Source organism: Pseudomonas sp. MWU16-30316 (genome assembly GCF_020515645.1).
GTDB classification, from domain to species: Bacteria; Pseudomonadota; Gammaproteobacteria; order Pseudomonadales; family Pseudomonadaceae; genus Aquipseudomonas; species Aquipseudomonas cerasi.
Map to the genome: position 1 here is coordinate 276,951 of NZ_JAIZAZ010000005.1, position 18,140 is coordinate 295,090.

Here is an 18,140-nt window from a genome sequence, read left to right on the forward strand (position 1 = left end):
AAGAACAATAAGGAAAACGCTCATGCCGTACTTCCCCGACGTCGACAGGGTTCGCTATGAAGGCCCTGACAGCGACTCGCCCCTCGCCTTTCGCCACTATGACGCCGACAGGCTGGTCCTCGGCAAACCCATGCGCGAGCATTTGCGCATGGCGGCCTGTTACTGGCACACCTTCGTATGGCCGGGTGCCGACATGTTCGGTGTCGGCACCTTCAAGCGCCCATGGCAAGGTTCCGGTGATCCGATGGAACTGGCCATCGGCAAGGCCGAAGCGGCGTTCGAGTTTTTCTCCAAGCTCGGCATCGATTACTACAGCTTCCACGACACCGATGTGGCACCGGAAGGCGCCTCACTGAAGGAATATCGCCACAACTTCGCGCACATGGTCGATCACCTGGAGCGCCATCAGGAACAGAGCGGCATAAAACTGCTGTGGGGCACGGCCAACTGCTTCAGCAACCCGCGTTTCGCCGCAGGCGCTGCCAGCAACCCGGACCCTGAAGTGTTTGCCTACGCCGCGACCCAGGTGTTCAGCGCGATGAATGCCACCCAGCGTCTCAAAGGGTCCAACTACGTATTGTGGGGCGGTCGTGAAGGCTACGAAACCCTGCTCAATACCGACCTCAAGCGTGAACGCGAACAACTCGGTCGTTTCATGCGCATGGTCGTTGAACACAAGCACAAGATCGGTTTCAAGGGTGACTTGCTGATCGAGCCCAAGCCACAGGAGCCGACCAAGCATCAGTACGATTACGACAGCGCCACGGTGTTCGGATTTCTGCAGCAGTACGGCCTGGAAAACGAGATCAAGGTCAATATCGAGGCCAACCACGCCACGCTGGCCGGGCACAGCTTCCACCACGAAATCGCCACGGCGGTCTCGCTGGGGATCTTCGGCAGCATCGACGCCAACCGTGGTGACCCACAGAACGGGTGGGACACGGACCAGTTCCCCAACAGCGTCGAAGAGATGACCCTCGCCACCTACGAGATCCTCAAGGCTGGCGGCTTCACCAATGGCGGTTTCAATTTCGACTCCAAGGTGCGTCGCCAGAGCCTCGACGATATCGATCTGTTCCACGGCCACGTCGCCGCGATGGATGTCCTTGCCCTGGCGCTGGAGCGTGCCGCCGCCATGGTGCAGAACGATAAACTCCAGCACTTCAAGGATCAGCGCTACGCCGGCTGGCAGCAGCCTTTCGGACAATCGGTACTGGCGGGCGAGTTCAGCCTTGCATCGCTCGCCGAACACGCCTTCGCCAACGAGTTGAACCCGCAGGCCGTCAGTGGCCGCCAGGAACTGCTCGAAGGTGTGGTCAATCGCTTTATCTACACCTGACCGGCGTAGCTGGACGTCGCCGTGACATTCAGGCGACAAATCTTCATACGCGACGTCCGGCAACGCTCTACAGTTCTATCGGTATCACCCTCAGTCAAGAAGTGTCTCAAACAACAATAAAAGGACGCACCCTATGAACACCCTCAAACGTACGCTGCTCGCCAGCGCGCTGGCCTTGCTGTCCCTGCCGGTCATGGCCGACTCTGCGCACCCGAAAATAGGTTTTTCCATTGATGACCTGCGCCTGGAACGCTGGTCACGCGACCGTGATTACTTCGTTGCTGCGGCGGAAAAGCTGGACGCCAAGGTCTTCGTGCAATCGGCGGATGCCAATGAACAGAAACAGATCTCGCAGATAGAAAACCTCATCTCTCGCGGCGTCGATGTGATCGTCATCGTGCCGTTCAACGCCACCGTGCTCACCAACGCCGTTGCCGAAGCCAAAAAGGCCGGGATCAAGGTGGTGTCGTATGACCGGCTGATCCTCAATGCCGATATCGATGCGTACATCTCCTTCGATAACGAAAAGGTCGGCGAGATGCAGGCCAACGGCGTGCTGAAAGCAGCGCCCAAGGGCAATTACTTCCTGCTCGGCGGCGCGCCCACCGATAACAACGCCAAGATTCTGCGCGAAGGCCAGATGAAAGCGCTGCAACCGGCTATCGACAGAGGTGACATCAAGATCGTCGGCCAGCAGTGGGTAAAGGAGTGGAACCCTACCGAAGCCCTGAGCATTGTTGAAAATGCCCTGACCCGCAATAACAACAAGATTGACGGCATCGTCGCCTCCAACGACGCGACTGCCGGCGGCGCGATTCAGGCCCTCGCCGCACAGAAACTGGCCGGCAAAGTCCCTATCTCGGGCCAGGATGCGGACCTCGCGGCGGTCAAACGGGTCATCGATGGCACGCAGACCATGACCGTCTACAAGCCGCTGAAACTGATTGCCACGGAAGCCGCCAAGCTCTCCGTGCAACTGGTGCGCAACGATGAGAAACCGAAGTTTGACTCGCAGTCGGACAATGGCATGAAGAAGGTCGACACCATGCTGCTGACCCCGACCTTGCTGACCAAGGACAACATCGACCTGCTGGAGAAAGACGGGTTCTACACCAAGGCGCAGATTGACGGGCAATGAGCCTCGATCGTTGATACGTCGCTGAAAGCCAGAGCACGACCCTGCAGTTAGGCAGGGTCGCCGCTCAGGCCAAGCCATCACACCTTCGTAGAGCCCTGCGCCATGTCTGACTACCTGTTGCAAATGAACGGCATCGTCAAATCCTTCGGCGGTGTAAAAGCGCTCAACGGCATTGATATAACAGTGAAGCCCGGCGAATGCGTCGGCCTGTGCGGCGAGAACGGCGCGGGCAAGTCGACATTGATGAAAGTCCTGTCGGCGGTCTATCCCCACGGCACCTGGGAGGGCGAGATCCTGTGGGACGGCCAACCGCTCAAGGCACAATCGATCAGCGAAACGGAAGCGGCCGGGATCGTCATCATCCATCAGGAGCTGACGCTGGTCCCGGACCTGTCGGTGGCCGAAAACATCTTCATGGGTCACGAGCTGACGCTTCCCGGCGGGCGCATGAATTATCCGGCCATGATCCACCGCGCCGAGTCGCTGATGCGTGAACTCAAAGTGCCTGACATGAACGTGGCGCTGCCGGTTTCCCAGTATGGCGGCGGCTACCAGCAACTGGTGGAAATCGCCAAGGCGCTGAACAAGAAGGCGCGCCTGCTGATTCTCGACGAGCCTTCCTCGGCCCTGACCCGTTCCGAAATCGAGGTGCTGCTGGACATCATTCGTGACCTGAAGGCCAAAGGGGTCGCGTGCGTGTACATCTCGCACAAACTCGATGAAGTGGCCGCCGTGTGCGACACCATTTCAGTCATCCGCGACGGCAAACACATCGCAACCACCGCAATGGCGGACATGGACATTCCGAAGATCATCACCCAGATGGTCGGACGCGAAATGAGCAACCTCTATCCCACCGAGCCCCATGATGTCGGCGAGGTGATTTTCGAAGCGCGGCATATCACCTGCCATGACGTCGATAACCCCAAGCGCAAGCGGGTCGACGACGTGTCGTTTAGCCTCAGGCGCGGGGAGATCCTCGGCATCGCCGGGCTGGTGGGCGCGGGCCGCACTGAACTGGTATCCGCCCTATTTGGCGCCTACCCGGGTCGATACAGCGGTGAAGTGTGGCTCGATGGCCAGATGATCGACACGCGCACGCCGCTCAAATCGATCCGCGCCGGCCTGTGCATGGTCCCCGAAGACCGCAAGCGCCAGGGCATCATTCCGGACCTGGGTGTCGGTCAGAACATCACCCTCGCGGTCCTCGACAGCTACTCGAACATGACCCGCATCGACGCTGAAGCCGAGCTGGGCAGTATCGACCGGGAAATCTCGCGCATGCACCTCAAGACGGCCAGCCCGTTTTTGCCGATCACCAGCCTGTCAGGCGGCAATCAGCAGAAAGCCGTGCTGGCGAAGATGCTGCTGACCCGCCCGCGCGTTCTGATTCTCGACGAGCCCACCCGCGGCGTCGATGTCGGTGCCAAGTACGAGATTTACAAGCTGATGGGTGCGCTGGCAGCCGAGGGTGTATCGATCATCATGGTGTCTTCGGAGCTGGCCGAAGTGCTGGGCGTGTCCGACCGTGTACTGGTGATTGGCGAAGGCCAGTTACGCGGCGACTTCATCAACCATGAACTGACTCAGGAGCAGGTGCTCGCCGCTGCACTCAGCCACTCCGATGCCCCTCACAATAATGCCCGGAAGACTGCGTAGATGAACCAGGTCAAACAGTTCTTTACCCGCTACAAAATGCTCGCGCTGGTGATTGCCATTGCCGTTATCTGGCTGTTCTTCAGTTGGCAGACCGAGGGCGGCTTCCTCACCCCGCGCAACTTGTCCAACCTGCTGCGACAGATGTCCATTACCGGGATTCTGGCCTGCGGCATGGTGCTGGTGATCATCAGCGGTGAGATTGACCTGTCGGTGGGCTCATTGCTTGGCCTGCTCGGTGGCCTGGCGGCGATTCTGGATGTGGTTTACCACGTTCCGCTGCTGGCGAACCTGAGCGTGGTGGCCTTGTGCGGCCTGATGATCGGCCTCGCCAATGGCTACATGACTGCCTACCTGCGGATCCCCTCGTTCATTGTCGGGCTGGGTGGCATGCTGGCGTTTCGTGGCGTCCTGCTGGGAATCACCGGCGGCACGACCATCGCCCCGGTGTCGCCGTCGCTGGTCTATATCGGCCAGGGCTATCTGCCGCACGCGGTCGGCACCGGGCTCGGCATTCTGTTGCTCGCATTGACGCTGTTCCTGACCTGGAAACAGCGGCGCAACAGAGCGCTGCACGGGCTGGCGGCACATTCGCTGATTCGTGATGTGTTACGTGTATTGCTGATCGGCGCCGTGCTGGGCGGCTTTGTCTATGTGCTCAACAGCTACGACGGAATCCCCGTTCCGGTATTGCTGTTGCTGGTCCTGCTCGGCGTGTTCAGCTACGTCACCAGCCAGACGGTCTTCGGACGCCGGGTCTACGCCGTCGGCAGCAACATGGAAGCCACGCGCCTGTCCGGCATCAACGTACAGGCCGTGAAGCTGTGGATCTTCGGCATCATGGGCGTGATGTGCGCGTTCGCCGGGCTGGTCAACACCGCACGCCTGGCCGCCGGCTCCCCCTCGGCCGGCAACATGGGCGAACTCGACGCCATCGCCGCATGCTTCATCGGCGGCACGTCCATGCGTGGCGGTTCAGGCACTGTTTACGGTGCGCTGCTCGGCGCATTGGTGATCACCAGTCTCGATAACGGCATGTCCATGCTCGACGTCGACAGTTACTGGCAGATGATCGTCAAGGGCGGCATCCTCGTGCTGGCGGTGTGGGTGGACGTGAGCACACGGGCCGGACGGCGGTGATTCGCAGAAGTCAGAGGTTGTGCTGACCACTTTATTCTGGAGTTGCCGGTCTCGACAGGTCCCACAGGTTAATCGAGATACCGGGAACCACAGCGTGCGTTCCGGCCACTCACCGTCGATATGGTTTTCTACGGATACTGGCAATGAACTCATCCTCCACTCTGCAAAAGCTGCTTGATAGGCGTGGTCAGGCGGCCAACGGAAATTCTGCGACACAGGCCGTACAGTGGCAGGAAGGAATGAACCTCACGCTGCATGTGAACGGCGATAGCCTCACGATGTTGGCCGAGATCATCGATCTGCGTGCCGACCCTCAGGACGACATCCTCTTGCGCAAGCTGCTTGCCCATGCTTTTCCGGGCCTGCGGCTACGACGCGGCGCGTTGACCATCAACCCGGACGAGAACACGTTGGTGTATTCCTACGAGCATGACTTTCTCGCACTGGACAAGACCCGATTCGAAAATCTGCTGGCTAACTTTGCCGAAACAACGCAGGAGTTGCGTAACACCGCGCAGCGCCTGCGTTACCGCTGAGGACAGAGCCCATGTTGAACAAGCCGACGTTGAACGGGATTGCCCCTACCGCACAAGCCGCTGCTTCCCATGCCGTCGAGGGCCCCACAAGCCCCACGCCAATGCGACTGGATGCAGCGCAAGGTCAGCGACCACTGCCACCGATGGACGCGCCATCGTCGTTACGCCTACGAGCGTCCGGCACATCGTCAGGTGGAGAACCGCAGGCGGCTCAGGAAAACTCAGGCAGCGCGGCTGCAGACAACAACGGAGCTGCACGCGCTCGGCGAGAGCCGGGGATTGATCCAGTCAGGCTTTTTGTGAAACTGATGGTAGGAACCCTTGCGCTCTCGACAGGATGTCGATTGACAAGGCATCCGGATGATTTTGCAAAAGATCCTGGAGGCAGTATATGGGCGGCCATGAGTTTAAAGCATCGCTCTTCTCAGAACGATCTGGATCAGGGAAACAGAACGGTTCTGGAGCGTTACGGCGCCTACATTCCCAAAGACAGTAACTGTTTCAAAGCAAAGGCAGACGTCACTCACGACATTCCCCCTGGCGTCGCAGGTCAGTGGAACGTTAAAACCCGTCAGGTGAAGCTGAACCCCAACATTGCACTTGAAAGTCACCCGGCCGAGATCGCAGGGCACGAGTTCATACACTGTTACACCCACCCGGAGTTCAGGGGTCGTCACATTGATCATCGGCACTGGAAAGCCTTGAACGAAGGCCTGACCACTCATCTGACGGAAAAACTACCCACGCCGAAACGCCTCTTGCCTATCCCTCTGGCCAAAGACCCCTATCACGGTTTCAAACTGGCCACAGGAGACTCATGGCCCGCTGCGGCGAAACGTATTGAAGGTGCTGTCGGCGAAGATACGCTGCTGAAAGCGTTCTTCGGCGGCGACGATGACGCCATCAGTGAAGTCGCCAAAGCCGCTGCCCAGATCTATCCCCGGCTTGCGTCAAGCCGCACCGAGCAGGAGTTGTACAGAGCCGGAATGATGCGCGGCTCGCAGCAATTGGCTGAGTGTTATGCAGGTGCCTTGCTCGCCAGCGGCCAGCCTTTGCCCGAGAGCTGGTCACGCAATATGCTCCCGGTGTTCAGTTTCTCGGACATGCAACCCGAGCAGGCGAAAAAGGCGCAATTACAAGCAGAGCAGAGCCAGGAGCGAATGGGCATCATATTTGATGCGGCATTTTTCTCACCAGACCTGAAGACCCAACGACAGGCATTGGGCATGCTGCGCGAAGATCTACTGATGCACTGGGAAAACGTTGTGCCCGATAAAGGCTGACCCATCGAAGCCCTCGCTTTAAAGGCTACCGGGAAGGAAAGGTGCTCAAGCCTGCCTGGCCGCTACCGCTTCCACTTCGATCAGCGCACCGGGCAACGGCAGCGCCACTACCTGCAAAGCGGTGCGCGCAGGTTTCAAGGGTTGCTCGGGGGTGCCGAAAAACTGCGTGTAACCGGCCTGCAGGCCTGCAAAGTCAAGCTTTCCGCCGGTTTCCTCGGCCCCCACCAGAAACACCCGCAACTGCACGATATCGCCCAGATCAAGGTCCTGTTGCCGGAGGATATTGCGCAGTTTGTTGAACACCGAAACAGTCTGGACCTCAGTATTCCCGTATGCGGCAGGCGTACCCGCCGCGGCGTGTGGGTCAGCGAGGTCAGGCAGGGTGCCGCTGATGAACACCAGGCTGGCCGAGGCAGGCACGGTCACGGTTTGCGAGATTGGAAAATCGCCGACGCTGGTACGTTGAATGCTGTCGCTCATGGTGTCACTCCTCAATGGATGTTGATGCTGCAATAAAGGCTCAGGACGCCGTGAGGGCCGCCGTCTGTCGTTGCTGGATAACCCGCTCGGCCAGTTGCCCGACCACATGGCGCGCCGAATTGGCGGCTGATTCCTGCCAGATACCCACGCCGCTCTGCACCAGCCCGTCGCCAGCGAAGTAAACCCGGCCATGAGGTTCATCCAGCAAGGCGCTGGCGTCGGCCGGGAAATGTTCGCGTTGCAGCCACGGGCCTTCGCTGTAAGGAATCTGCTCCCAGGACACGGCCAAGGGGTTACGCAAGTGATACGAGTAACCGGGATGCAGCAGTTCGACCGCCTCTCTGGAGGCTGCGTATTGCGCCTCGAACGGTTTCGCGCCGAACACGTCGGCACCCTCCCCGGTCACGTAACCGGCGACGAGCAGGCCATCGCGGGTGTTCAAGTCATTGCTCGGGTACCACAGCAGGCGCGCCGGATGGTCGATCCAGGACAACCCGCCATAGGTGCGGTAATCGGTTTCCCAGAAGCGCGGGGATTGCCACGCCACCTTGGTCGCCTGATCGTTGCGGGTGCTCAGCAAAGCAGCCTTTACCGGATTACTGAAGTCGGTATCCAGCCTGGCCAGCAACGGCAACGGCAGGGTCGACACCAGATAATCGGCGCGTACTACCTGTTCACGGCCACTGTGTCTGTCGTGATAGGTGACCGCCACACCGTCTTCCAGTTGACGAATCTGGCGCACCTGCGCGCCCAGTTGCACCTGTTCGGTGAGGCGCTGGTAAAAGGCGTCGGTGATGCGGTCCATACCGCCGACCGGCTGAAACATGGTCGCCGAGAACTCGGGAAACTCAGTGTGCAGCAGCGCGCCCCACAGCTCGGGATGCAGCAGGCGCTCCAGCCCTACCGGCTGCGCACTGGTCGGCAATGCCCCCGGATGCGAGAGCGACTCCTGATGTCCGGAACGCAGGCTGCCCTCATAAGCCAGTTCCTGCGAGAGGTCGCCATACACCTGCAAAAACGCTAACAGGCGCTGACGCTCTTCGCCGCTCAACACATCGTCCAGAGCATCGCGCTGCACCGCCGTGGCCAGTAGACCCGAGAGGTGGCCGCGGGCGTCGTTGATAGCCTGGCCGACAGTGAACGCGGGCTGTTGCAGGTCCGGGCGGACCTGAGCGCCATGGCTGCTGTTGACCAGCACTTCAAGCGGCACCCCCAGCTCGCTGCAATAGTCGAGCAGCGTGCGGTGCTGGCTGGGAATCCGCGCTGGCCCGGCATTGAAATACAGCCCGGGATCAAAGCCCACGGTCTGCGTGCGACCGTCCTTGTAGTCCACCTGATCGCCGCTGCGCAACGTCCAGTTGCGGCCGCCCACTCGATCACGGGCCTCCAGCACTTGCACGGTAAACCCTGCCCGCGTCAATTCCAGCGCAGTCACCAGCCCGGCGATTCCGGCACCCAGCACCAGTACGCGAGTGCCCTGCCCCAGCCCGCTTCCGAGTTTCAGAGGTTTTGGCCGCCGGTGTGATGAAGGCCCCAGCCCCAGTACCGCAAGCGCGTCCTTGACGGCTTTTTCGCCACCTACCGCAGCAATGCTGGAAAGTGCTTCACGTCGTGTCAGTCCCATGTCATTTGCTCCCTTGAAGTCCTCAATCCGGTAAGCCGGGCGGGTTGATCAGCGACTTGTCGACGCGCTCCACATCCAGGCCCCAGCGCTGCAACACCTGCTCGTACTGCCCGCCGGCAATCGCGCCTTCAAGGGCGGTATGAATCGGTTTGACCAGACCGTTGTCCTTGCGCGTGGTGACTGCGATATCAGCCTGCAATGGCCAGCCGCCGTTAACCGTGCCGACCCGCTTGATGCCTCCGGTGATGGCGGCCGAGTAGGCATACACCGAATTGGGCCCGAACAGCGCATCACTGCGCCCCGACTGAATGGCAAGCTGCGCAGCCGCCTGATCATCGAAATACTGCAACAGCGCAGGCTTGATACCTGCCTTTTCGTTAGCCTCGTTCCACGCCAACAGGACCTTTTCCTGATTGGTGCCGGAGCCGACGATGATCTTCAGCCCCGCGATGTCCGACGCCTGTTTTATCTCGCTGATTTTGCTGTTGGTCTTGACATAGAAGCCCAGGACATCCTGGCGGTAGGTGGCGAAATCGAAGCGTTTCTTTCGCGCTTCGGTCACAGTGACGTTACTGATGACTGCGTCGTATTTGCCCGAACTGACGCCCAGCGGCCAGTCCTCCCAACTGGTCTGCACCACGTTCAATTGCAGGCCCAGGCTGTCCGCCACCAGTTGCGCGGTGTCGGCCTCGCTGCCGATGGTGGTCTTGTCATCATTGGCCAGCAGTGCCAGGGGCGGCCCCGCCACACCGGAGACGGCCACGGTGAACTTGCCTGGCTGGGCAAACTTGAAGCCCGTCGGGATCTGCGCAATGGCCGCTTCGTTACGCGGTACATGAATGCGTTGCCGGTCAGGACTGAGGTCGACCGGTTGCGCGGTGGAAGCAAAAGCACTTTGCGCCACGCTGACGGCTATCGTCAGCAGGGCTACGCGGGCGGTATTCACTAGCATCAGCAATCACTCCTTGAAAGCGGGAAATTCACAGCACCTTGCCGAGAAAGGCAGCGGTGCGAGGGTGTCGGGGATGGTGGAAAACCTGTTCCGGCGGCCCTTGCTCAATCAACTGGCCATCGCACAGAAACACCACGTGATCCGCCACTTCCCGGGCAAAACCGATCTCGTGGGTCACTACCACCAGCGTGACACCCAGTTGCGTGAGCCCTTTGATGACATCCAGCACCTCGCCGACCAGCTCGGGGTCGAGGGCTGAGGTAGGTTCATCAAACAGCAGCACCTTGGGGTCCAGCGCCAACGCACGGGCAATGGCGACGCGCTGTTGCTGGCCCCCGGAAAGCTGGCGTGGGTAAGCGTCCACCTTGTCTGCCAGGCCAACCCTGGCCAGCAATTCACCTGCTCTTGCCTGCGCCTCGGCCTTGCTCCAGCGTTTATGGGCCAATGGTGCTTCAGCAATGTTTTCCCAGGCGGTGAGGTGCGGGAACAGGTTGAAATTCTGAAACACGAAGCCGACTTCGATGCGCCGCTTGAGGATTTCACGCTCTTTGAGCTCATAGAGCAGATCACCCTTGCGCCGATAACCAACGTAGTCGCCGTCGATGGTGATGTAACCGCTGTCGATCTTTTCCAGGTGGTTGATGGTGCGCAACAGCGTGGACTTGCCCGAGCCGGACGGCCCGAGAATCACCGTGACCTTGCCCGGTTCAATGCTCAGGTCAATGTCCTTGAGCACCTGCTGGCTGCCAAAGCGTTTGCCCACGCCCTGGATCTGAATGCGCCCTGCGCGCACGGGTGCAGAGGCTTCACTCATAATGCTTCTCCTTCAACCAGCCGCGCACTCGCTGCAAGGGCGTGGGCGGCAAAACACGCGCCGTGCCACGAGCAAAGTGTCGCTCGACGTAGTACTGCGCGCTGGTCAACAGCGTGGTGATGATCAGGTACCAGACAGTGGCAACAATCAGCAGCGGAATCACCGCCTGGGTACGGTTGTAGATGACCTGCACGGTGTAAAACAGCTCTGGCAAGGCCAGCACATAAACAATGGAAGTGCCTTTGACCAGGCCGATGATTTCGTTGAAGCCCGAAGGCAGGATCGAGCGCAGTGCCTGGGGCAGAATGATGCGGAAAACCCGACGCGAAGCCGGCAAGCCAAGGGCTGCAGCGGCTTCATGCTGGCCAGCATCGACACCGATCAGCCCGCCACGAATGATTTCTGCGGTATACGCCGCCTGCATCAGGCTCAAGCCCAGGACCGCCACGGTGAATTGACTGAGCACGTCGACCGTCGACCATTCGGCGAAGACCAGATCGGTAAACGGCACACCCAGTACGATGTGGTCGTACAGGTAGGCGAAGTTGTAGAGAATGATCAACACCAGCAGCGCCGGCATCGAGCGGAAAAACCAGATGTAGCCCCAGGCCAGCGCCGCCAGCAGCGGTGAGCCCGACAGGCGTGCCAGCGCCAGCGCCGTGCCGAGAATGATGCTGAACACGGTGCTGAGCAGTGTCAGCAGCAACGTCTGGGCCAGGCCGCGCAGCACTGACGGCGAGAAGAACCATTGCCCGAACACGCCCCACTCCCAGCGCGGATTGGTCGCCAGCGAATGCACGATGGCGACCAGCACCAGTGCAGCGAATATTGACCCCACCCAGCGACCGGGATGCCGGGCGGGTACTACTTGCAACGCCTTGATCGGTGGTTGTGCTACCCGGCTCTGGCGCAGCGGGTAACGGCTGGTCTCGTCGATGAAGTCATAGGGTTTGGCGACAGTGGGCATGCTTGTTCCTCGCACTCAATGGGGGTTTTCAGGTGCTGGCCTTAGAAGGCGTAAGTCAGCCGGGTGTAGTAGTAACCGCCGGTAAAACCGTAGGGCGAATAGGTGCCGTAACTGCTGACCATGGTGCTGCTGGGAACCCCCTGTTTCTTTGGATAGATGTCGAACAGGTTCTTTGCGCCGATGGCAACGTTGAGGTTTTTGCTGAGGTTGTAGCCGAGGTCCAGATCGGTGATCCACTTGGCGCTGTACACCCGATCCAGATCGCGATTGGCTGAGGAATTGACCTCTTTGTAGGAACCGTAACGGGTCAGCGCCAGGTTCAGGTTGAAGCGCTCGATGCTCCAGTCGCCGCCTAGAATCAGTTTGGTATGCGGCTGCACGCCAGTAATCAGATTGCGGGCCTCGCGGTCCATCAGCTCATAGGAAGTACCGAGGATCGAGGTGGATTCCTTGTAGCTGAGGATCTTTGTCTGATTCCAGTTGAACGCCGCTGTCCACTTCACTGACCCGTACTGCCCAAGGTCCTGGCGGTAGTTGCTGACCAGATCCAGCCCCTTGGTGCGGGTGTCGGCACCGTTGATGAAATACTGGCCGCCCGACGTCGAATCGATGCCGTTGTTGAGCAGCACCTGAGTGACTTCATCACCCAGCAGGGTGCCGGTCAGGGTGATGCGGTCACGCAGATTGATCACGTAGGCATCGGCGGTCAGGGTCAACTGATCGGTAGGCGTCAGGGTGAAACCGAGGCTGAAATTGGTGGAGCGCTCCGGCTTGAGGTCCTCGGCACCCAACGCTCTGGCGGCACCCGAGCCGGTCGGCAATACGCCGTAATTGATCGACTGATACACGCCGTCCACCACGCCGTAAGTGGTCGAACGTGCACTGAACCGACTGTTGGCCAGGGATGGCGCACGAAGGCCATTGCTGACGGTGGCGCGAACGGCGAACTGCGGGGTGAAGTCGTAGCGTGTGGTCAGCTTGCCGCTGCGGGTCGCGCCCACACCTTGGTTGTAATGTTCATAGCGCAGTGCGCTGCCGACATACCAGTCAGGCACAGGGTTGAAGCCTACGTCGACATAACTGGCGACACTGTTGCGCGAGGCGCTGCTTTCTTCATCCGGCGAAATACCGTTGGTGACCTGCGCACCTGACGATGCACAGTTGCCCGGTGCAATGCAGTAACCGCCGTTGGCATAGGATTCATAGTCGCCCGCCTGCACCTCATACGTGTCGCGTCGATGTTCAAGGCCGTAGGACACGTCGAGGGGCTTTTGCAGGCCGATGTCAAAGCCGCGCTTGAAGTCCAGATTGGTGGTCAGCTCGGTGGAAATCCACGCTCCTGATGTGAAGCTGTTGGGCGTGGCCTCACCCAGCGACGGGTTCTGGTTATGCGTGGTGCCCTGCTCCGCCTCGTTGCGCCCGTAAGTGCTGGACAGATCCCAGTCCCATTCACCAAGCGTGCCTTTGCCACCAAACGCAGCCTGAAAATCGTCTTCGTCGATGTACCAGGTCGGTGTGTATCCGGCAGGATAACCATTGGGCCCGGTGGTGATCGTGTTGGTGATGGTCGGCAGGCGAAAATTCTGCCCCTGCTCGGCCTTGCGACGCGAATAGGTGGTGAAGGAATACAGACTGAAACTGTCATCGATCGGCAGCTCGGCGTTGTAACCCAGGGTCAGCAGATTGGTTTTCGGCGTGCCGTAACCGCCATACGTGGACTTGCCCGCCAGGTCGTAGGCTTGTTCGTAGCTGTAGCCATTGGCGCTGGCCTTGTTGTCGTCATTCTGGCTGCGGGCATCCAGCGCCAGTTGCACGATACCGCCGTCGCCAATCTCGAAGCCTTTATTGAGGCTTTGCTGCACGGTCTGCTTCTTGCCGTCATAACCGAGCCCGGCGTTGGTCACCGAGGTGCCGCTGGTGTCGGCCTTGAGGATGACGTTAATCACCCCGGCAATGGCATCGGAGCCATATTGAGCCGCGGCACCGTCACGCAGCACTTCTACATGATCAATGGCGCTGATCGGGATCAGATCGAGGTCTGCCGGCGCAGCGCCGGTGTTGATGCCGTTGATATTAAGAGTCGCGCTGGTATGGCGGCGTTTGCCATTGACCAACACCAGCACCTCGGCGGCACTCAAACCACGCAAGTTGGGCGCACGGGCAATGCCGCTGGCGTCCCAACCGGTTTTTTCCGGCAGTGTCAGAGATGGGATGACCGCGCTCAATGCCTCCATCAGGCCGGGCTTGCCAGTACTCTGTAATTGTTTGGCACTGACCACATCGATCGGCACCGGGCTGCTGGTCACGGTGCGCTGCTCGGCACCGCGATTACCGGTGACCACCACGGTGGACAAGGTACGACGCTCATCCTCAGAGGTTTTTTCCTCGGCCTGAATCGTCCCTGACAGCAAAACGCTCCCTATCGCCAACGCCAGCGGGCAGTAGCCCAGCACGGCAGTCGAGGCTCGGGCACCGTGTAAAGCTTGCTTCATATTCACTCCAGACATGGCCGTCATTGAAGCCATGCATGCAAATCGCAAAGTCGGGCGTTCCTGCTGTCGTAGGGACAGCGCGGTACGCACGTTTCAGGCTGTGCAGGTAAAACCTGCGCGATGAGCTAGCGGTGGGGTGAGAAGCCGGTTGGCGGCAGAAGTGACGCGCAGCGCCTGTCAACAACAGGGCGAGAGGAATAAAGCCAGTGGCAGGATTGAACAGGCAACATACGTTGAACTCCCTTCCAACGATTCTGCTTGAGGGGAATGGTTTATCCCTCGGTCATGGCGCACTCGACGGCGGCCTGATGCGCAGAATCCTGATAACGATTGGTACCATCCGAGGTAAGGGGTAGGCTGTTGAAACCAAACATAACGGAATCAATTTCGAAAATATAATTCTATTTGGTCATAAGCTAATATTATTATTTTTGATTTATATTTATTTTATTATTCACAAATAGCATTTTCAGTTCTCAGGTGTCTGACTGACAGGGAGACCCGATTATCAGGCCGGGCTTCCCAAGGCTGCTTTACTTTGAGAGCAACAACTCAATCAGCTCATCCGCGCCTCTGGAAATACCCGCCTGCGCCGCCGACAAACGCCCGAAGGTCGAGCTTATGTCATAAACCTTTGGATATTGCCGAGTGACATAGGACTCCAGAAGCTGCGAAGTGGACGCATCGTAGATCTCGACGGCATAGCTGACGGACCCGGTAAACGTACCTTCACGGTCTCTGGAGGCCTGAACGAGGTTATATGACCCCATGCCGATATCGAATCGGGAGAATGTAGACAGCCCGGTAACAGTGGTCTCGGCCCCGGTCAGGGTGAGGCGAATGCGCATTGTCCCGCGTGAAGGTGTGTCGGTGAACCGGAAATGCTTGCCCAGGGCTTCAGAGAACCTGACTGTCATGTCGTTGGCCAGGACGGTCTTTTCGTTGCGCTCCAGGTCCGAAAATTGCGCATCAGCTCCCGAGTAGATCACCACGGGTTCAAGCATTACTTTATCGTATTGGTTCCAGTTGACTGACGTCGAGTACTTGAAGGGAATACGACCCGAGCTGTCCTGTTTGTTGGGCCGCATTTCAAGTGATGACTCGATTCCTGAATACGGCGACGGCTCGTGACTGGCACACCCCGTGACCAGAAAAACCAATAACAACAGCCCGGCCAACTTCATGTTTTTAACGTAGTGCATGCAGAACTCTCCAGCGTGATCAGGTTATTGAAATTCAAGCACTCACCGTCAATCCCCGAGCCCGACTACTATCAGGCACGCACCGTCACGGGCAGTACCTATGAAGGGCACTGGTAATATCCCGGGACTGTTTATCCAGAAGCACGTTTTCCAGAGACACTGTATCTCGGAGCACTCTCTTGCCTGATGCAGGGCCATCCATGATCGCGACGTACCGCGTTGCACGGCATTTAATCGATCATCATCAGACTGCTCTGCGAGGCGCTGCCGGACTGTTCTGGATATGTGTCAGTCTGCAATGAACTGCGAGACCACCAAAGCTGTACCGACGTGTATAGTTTTAAACCGTTGGCGATGGGTCGTCAACCTAAAATGTACACATCGGTATGCTTTTGAAGAGTTCACTATTCGCATCAAGCGGGCTGAACCCGTCAGACCCTTGAACGGCAATCATTCCAGATTCCGCGAATCAGATCCTTGAGTAACAGTGCCTCGCTCCAGCGATCTGAAATTTCGCGCCCGTCACTCCCTGTGATTGCATACGGGGGTGGGCCCAGCTCGCACGTGAAAGACAGGCTGGCTGGTTTATTCGGTCGAGCCAGCCAATCTTCAATACCGTAACGCCACCAGGCTCAAAACCGCTCAAGCCAGGGGCGGTGTTGTGCAAAGCTCAACGGCACCTGCACTTGTTCACTATTGGCTATACGGCCGTGAAAGCCCCAACTATGGCGCAAGATGCTGTGAATGTGCTCGTCGTCCTCGGCCGTCGCCGACTCGGGCAACTCCCGACCTACCACGTAGTGGGACAAATCAGCCAATAGTTTAAGGTCCGGCATCTGCGCCAGCACGTCGAGGGTAAACAACAGATCACTGGTAAGGCGGTAACGGTGAGTTTCCAGCAGAACCGGAAAGTCCACCTGCTCGGCCAGACGCTGCCAACCCTCGATCAACGTAATCGCCTGGGCCAGCGTCCGCGGACGTGCATCGGCCTGCAGAGTCAGGTGATGACAACCGTAGCGGCAAGCAACTTCAAGCGCCCTGTCCAGATCGGCCACTGTCTGTGGGAATAGCTGACCTTCAATCTGTAAGCCACGGGCCTCTGCGGCGGCATGCAGCCGCATGACATCGGGGGCATGCCAGTAATGGTCGGTGATCCCGTCAAAGCCAGCGGCGGCAATTCTGTCCAGTTGCGCCTCGATGGGAAGGTCACACTGGCCACGATGGTCCTGCATGGCCCATAGCGACTGAAATACCAGAAATGTGTCCATGTCAGAGCCTCAGCAGTTGTTTGAGCGAACACTCGGAGTCGTTGAGCATGGTGACGCTCAGCGGAATTCGGGCAACGATCAGGCGCTCACACAGCTTGATATCTTTGGCAACGCTGTTGCCCAGCGCCAGGCCACAGGCACCCTGCAGTCGTTGTTGCGCATCCAGGTAGAACAGCAACCGCCCACCGCAGGCCAATGCGCGGCTGGCTGAAGGCAGGGGCTGCGTGATTACACCGACTGTCTGCACGCTCCAGTCGTACTGATCGGACCAGAAGCCGGGCACCTCCTGGAACGGAAGATCGTACCCCAGCATATTCAATGCGCTGTGGCGCCCCTGCGCTTCGGCGTTGCGCCAGGTCTCCTGCCGCTGGTACACCCCCTCGGGGTGCAGGCGATACTCACACACATCACCGGCGGCGAAGATGTCCGGGCAGCTGGTGCGCAGTCGATCGTCGACACGAATCCCTTGCCCTACGGCAAGGCCAGCCGCTACTGCAAGCTCAATGTTCGGCTGCATGCCAACGCCGACAACCACTGCGTCACAAGGCACACTCCGGCCGTCGACCAGCAGCACTGACTCGGCGCGCTCATTGCCTTGCACGCCTTCAAGCACGACATTGAGTTGTACATCGACGCCGTGCTGCCGATGCAAATCCAGCAATGCCCGGGACACTTCTTCAGGCAAGACGCGCCCGGCCAGACGAGGGCCTGCTTCGAGCAACGTCACCTGGCAGCCTAGAGCCCGCGCCGTCGCCGCAACTTCAAGGCCAATGAACCCGGCACCGATGATCACCAGGCGTGAACCGTGGATCAAGGCACCCCGCAACGCCAATGCTTCATCGTGGGTGCGCAGGTAGAAAACATTGCTCAGGTGCCTGGGGATCTGTGCCAGGCAACGCGCCCTGCCCCCGGTCGCCAACAGCAATCGGCTGTAAGGCAACTCATCGCCGTCAGCCAACTGCAGGCGATGACCCTGCGGGTCGAGGCTCTTTACCGGATTGTCGGTCAGATGCTCGATACCCAGCTCAGTGAGGCGCGTGTCCGCACACAGACTGCAACCGGCCAGGTCCACGGAGCCTCGCAGCACGCCCTTGGACAAAGGTGGACGCTCATACGGCACGTGCGGCTCGGCGCCGATCAGTATCAGTCGGCCGGCGTAACCCTGATCGCGCAAGGTCAGCGCTGCACGGCCACCTGCATGACCCGCGCCAACGATAATCAATGGAGCATTCATGGCATGCACTCCTGA

The 18,140-nt window shown here is 59.3% G+C and carries 14 protein-coding genes and 1 pseudogene; 6 read left to right on the forward strand and 9 right to left on the reverse strand.

What is annotated here, in order from left to right; genetic code table 11:
* Window positions 1-22: 22 nt before the first annotated feature.
* The 6 genes from xylA to LCH65_RS18010 all read left to right on the forward strand — a co-directional run bounded on the left by xylA (window position 23) and on the right by LCH65_RS18010 (window position 7,092).
* Window positions 23-1,339 (forward strand): xylose isomerase, encoded by a 1,317-nt coding sequence (gene xylA / locus LCH65_RS17985; protein ID WP_003435505.1) that lies wholly within the window; start codon window positions 23-25, stop codon window positions 1,337-1,339.
* A gap of 133 nt (window positions 1,340-1,472) precedes the next feature.
* A complete protein-coding gene (gene xylF, locus LCH65_RS17990; RefSeq protein ID WP_003364306.1) occupies window positions 1,473-2,477 on the forward strand; it encodes a D-xylose ABC transporter substrate-binding protein in 1,005 nt (334 codons plus the stop codon).
* A 102-nt stretch (window positions 2,478-2,579) separates the two neighbouring features.
* A complete protein-coding gene (gene xylG, locus LCH65_RS17995) occupies window positions 2,580-4,136 on the forward strand; it encodes a D-xylose ABC transporter ATP-binding protein (RefSeq protein WP_058396055.1) in 1,557 nt (518 codons plus the stop codon).
* Window positions 4,137-5,273 carry a sugar ABC transporter permease gene (locus tag LCH65_RS18000; RefSeq protein ID WP_046719331.1) on the forward strand — a complete coding sequence of 379 codons (1,137 nt, stop codon included), beginning with the start codon at window positions 4,137-4,139 and terminating at the stop codon, window positions 5,271-5,273.
* 143 nt (window positions 5,274-5,416) lie between these two features.
* Window positions 5,417-5,809, forward strand: a complete 393-nt coding sequence (locus LCH65_RS18005; RefSeq protein WP_226439690.1) for a CesT family type III secretion system chaperone — start codon at window positions 5,417-5,419, stop codon at window positions 5,807-5,809.
* A gap of 11 nt (window positions 5,810-5,820) precedes the next feature.
* Complete coding sequence (locus tag LCH65_RS18010; RefSeq protein WP_226439691.1) at window positions 5,821-7,092, forward strand: type III effector; 1,272 nt, start codon at window positions 5,821-5,823, stop codon at window positions 7,090-7,092.
* Between the two features lie 45 nt (window positions 7,093-7,137).
* On the opposite strand, the gene LCH65_RS18015 is transcribed toward LCH65_RS18010, so the two are convergent.
* From LCH65_RS18015 to LCH65_RS18055, 9 genes and pseudogenes are all read right to left on the reverse strand, one after another.
* Complete coding sequence (locus tag LCH65_RS18015) at window positions 7,138-7,572, reverse strand: RidA family protein (protein ID WP_004665218.1); 435 nt, start codon at window positions 7,570-7,572, stop codon at window positions 7,138-7,140.
* A 40-nt stretch (window positions 7,573-7,612) separates the two neighbouring features.
* Window positions 7,613-9,196 (reverse strand): FAD-dependent oxidoreductase, encoded by a 1,584-nt coding sequence (locus LCH65_RS18020; protein ID WP_058417376.1) that lies wholly within the window; start codon window positions 9,194-9,196, stop codon window positions 7,613-7,615.
* Between the two features lie 22 nt (window positions 9,197-9,218).
* On the reverse strand, window positions 9,219-10,148 hold the full coding sequence (locus tag LCH65_RS18025; RefSeq protein ID WP_058396059.1) for an ABC transporter substrate-binding protein: 930 nt from the start codon (window positions 10,146-10,148) through the stop codon (window positions 9,219-9,221).
* Window positions 10,149-10,176: 28 nt separating this feature from the next.
* On the reverse strand, window positions 10,177-10,962 hold the full coding sequence (locus LCH65_RS18030; protein ID WP_004665212.1) for an amino acid ABC transporter ATP-binding protein: 786 nt from the start codon (window positions 10,960-10,962) through the stop codon (window positions 10,177-10,179).
* Window positions 10,955-11,929 (reverse strand): amino acid ABC transporter permease, encoded by a 975-nt coding sequence (locus LCH65_RS18035; RefSeq protein ID WP_058396060.1) that lies wholly within the window; start codon window positions 11,927-11,929, stop codon window positions 10,955-10,957. Before LCH65_RS18035 ends, LCH65_RS18030 begins: the two co-directional genes overlap by 8 nt.
* 41 nt (window positions 11,930-11,970) lie before the next feature.
* Complete coding sequence (locus LCH65_RS18040) at window positions 11,971-14,421, reverse strand: TonB-dependent receptor (RefSeq protein WP_226439692.1); 2,451 nt, start codon at window positions 14,419-14,421, stop codon at window positions 11,971-11,973.
* 533 nt (window positions 14,422-14,954) lie between these two features.
* Window positions 14,955-15,623: a DUF3313 domain-containing protein gene (locus tag LCH65_RS18045; RefSeq protein ID WP_005746429.1), complete on the reverse strand. Its 669-nt coding sequence runs from the start codon at window positions 15,621-15,623 to the stop codon at window positions 14,955-14,957.
* Window positions 15,624-16,054: 431 nt separating this feature from the next.
* Window positions 16,055-16,891, reverse strand: a pseudogene (locus LCH65_RS18050) (sugar phosphate isomerase/epimerase).
* Between the two features lies 1 nt (window position 16,892).
* A complete protein-coding gene (locus LCH65_RS18055; protein WP_058417374.1) occupies window positions 16,893-18,125 on the reverse strand; it encodes an FAD-dependent oxidoreductase in 1,233 nt (410 codons plus the stop codon).
* Window positions 18,126-18,140: the final 15 nt, after the last annotated feature.

Bases quoted from the DNA above. Each gene is read 5' to 3' on its own strand.
- LCH65_RS18035 (WP_058396060.1), bottom strand. From the start codon at position 11,929: ATGCCCACTGTCGCCAAACCCTATGACTTCATCGACGAGACCAGCCGT.
- LCH65_RS18025 (WP_058396059.1), bottom strand. From the start codon at position 10,148: ATGCTAGTGAATACCGCCCGCGTAGCCCTGCTGACGATAGCCGTCAGC.
- LCH65_RS18005 (WP_226439690.1), top strand. From the start codon at position 5,417: ATGAACTCATCCTCCACTCTGCAAAAGCTGCTTGATAGGCGTGGTCAG.
- xylF (WP_003364306.1), top strand. From the start codon at position 1,473: ATGAACACCCTCAAACGTACGCTGCTCGCCAGCGCGCTGGCCTTGCTG.
- xylG (WP_058396055.1), top strand. From the start codon at position 2,580: ATGTCTGACTACCTGTTGCAAATGAACGGCATCGTCAAATCCTTCGGC.
- LCH65_RS18045 (WP_005746429.1), bottom strand. From the start codon at position 15,623: ATGCACTACGTTAAAAACATGAAGTTGGCCGGGCTGTTGTTATTGGTT.
- LCH65_RS18015 (WP_004665218.1), bottom strand. From the start codon at position 7,572: ATGAGCGACAGCATTCAACGTACCAGCGTCGGCGATTTTCCAATCTCG.
- LCH65_RS18030 (WP_004665212.1), bottom strand. From the start codon at position 10,962: ATGAGTGAAGCCTCTGCACCCGTGCGCGCAGGGCGCATTCAGATCCAG.
- LCH65_RS18055 (WP_058417374.1), bottom strand. From the start codon at position 18,125: ATGAATGCTCCATTGATTATCGTTGGCGCGGGTCATGCAGGTGGCCGT.
- LCH65_RS18010 (WP_226439691.1), top strand. From the start codon at position 5,821: ATGTTGAACAAGCCGACGTTGAACGGGATTGCCCCTACCGCACAAGCC.
- xylA (WP_003435505.1), top strand. From the start codon at position 23: ATGCCGTACTTCCCCGACGTCGACAGGGTTCGCTATGAAGGCCCTGAC.
- LCH65_RS18020 (WP_058417376.1), bottom strand. From the start codon at position 9,196: ATGGGACTGACACGACGTGAAGCACTTTCCAGCATTGCTGCGGTAGGT.
- LCH65_RS18000 (WP_046719331.1), top strand. From the start codon at position 4,137: ATGAACCAGGTCAAACAGTTCTTTACCCGCTACAAAATGCTCGCGCTG.
- LCH65_RS18040 (WP_226439692.1), bottom strand. From the start codon at position 14,421: ATGAAGCAAGCTTTACACGGTGCCCGAGCCTCGACTGCCGTGCTGGGC.